The organism is Candidatus Phytoplasma sp. AldY-WA1 (assembly GCF_020312115.2).
In the GTDB taxonomy this organism is placed as follows: domain Bacteria; phylum Bacillota_I; class Bacilli_A; order Acholeplasmatales; family Acholeplasmataceae; genus Phytoplasma; species Phytoplasma vitis.
On sequence record NZ_JAHRHX020000138.1, the window covers coordinates 1 to 745 of the forward strand.

Here is a 745-nt window from a genome sequence, read left to right on the forward strand (position 1 = left end):
TAAAAATTAAATTATTATTAATTACTGTAATTTTAGCTTTGGTGGTTGTATTTATATGTAATAAAACAATTGCTTTTACAGATGGCATCAGTTCTTCGGTTGATGTCATCAGTTCTTCGGTTAAAAAAGATATGTCAGAAGAAATCCACAAAATTAGTGAAAATTCCCAATCTCAAATTGGAGAATTAAAAAAAGACGTGTTAGCTTTAATAAAAACAGAAATCCACAAAATTAGTGAAAATTCCCAATCTCAAATTGGAGAATTAAAAAAAGACGTATCAGCTTCAACACAAAAAGAAATAACAAAAATTAGCGAAAATTTAAATCAAATTGCGAATAAATGGGATTCTTCTCTTCAAAACGATAAAGACGAAATAAAAAAAGACGTGTTAGCTTCAATAAAAACAGAAATCAACAAAACTAGTGAAAATTTACAATCTCAAATTAGAGAATTAAAAAAAGACGTGTTAACTTCAATACAAGAAGAAATAACAAAAATTAGCGTAAATTTAAATCAAATTGCGACAGATGAAATTAAAGACAAAATAAAAAGTGCTTTTGGTTTTCCAAATCTGTTTAAAAAAAACACCCCTAAATTAGACGAAATAAATAAAGATTCTAAACCGGGCGAAATAAATATAGAAATTATTGATGGAAATACAAGTGAAAAAACAGATTCATCTGGGACAGGTTGGCTTAGTTGGCTTTTAGGTTCTAACAGATAAAAAAATATTTAATGTTTTTC

At 26.8% G+C, this 745-nt stretch carries 1 protein-coding gene; it reads left to right on the forward strand.

The window, feature by feature from the left end; all coding sequences use genetic code 11:
* The coding region (locus tag KTO59_RS04470; protein WP_284928856.1) for a hypothetical protein at positions 1-725 on the forward strand (725 nt) is incomplete at its 5' end.
* Between the last annotated feature and the right edge of the window lie 20 nt (positions 726-745).